The organism is Veillonella sp. 3627 (assembly GCF_003992195.1).
GTDB lineage: Bacteria > Bacillota > Negativicutes > Veillonellales > Veillonellaceae > F0422.
This window is the reverse complement of record NZ_RQVG01000033.1, coordinates 1-311: the sequence shown is the minus strand read 5'-3', so window position 1 is coordinate 311 and position 311 is coordinate 1. Positions and strand designations below refer to the sequence as shown.

Genomic DNA, 311 nt, shown 5'->3' with positions numbered 1-311 from the left:
TTGAAGGTTGATCCTAAGACTGACAAAGTAACGAATGCGGGCGCAGGCTTTGTGACAGGTAATACAGTGGCGAATGCTATCCAAGATTCTGGTTGGAATGTAGGCATTGGTTCAACTGATAAAGACTTCAGTAAAGATGCAAAAGTGTACGATAAGGTAAATCCAAATGATGATGTGAAATTCTCAAATGGAGCTAACACAAATGTATCTATGGTAACTGTAGACGCTCTTAACGAGGATGGTACTAAGAAAGCAACTACATTTGTCAAAGTAGATGTGAATAGAGATCTTAAAATTGATTCTGTCACAAC

At 38.3% G+C, this 311-nt stretch carries 1 protein-coding gene; it reads left to right on the top strand.

Translation table 11 applies throughout. The features are described from left to right. Positions 1-311, top strand: a 311-nt coding sequence (locus tag EO114_RS07915; RefSeq protein ID WP_164723807.1) for a hypothetical protein, incomplete at both ends; no start/stop codon positions are given.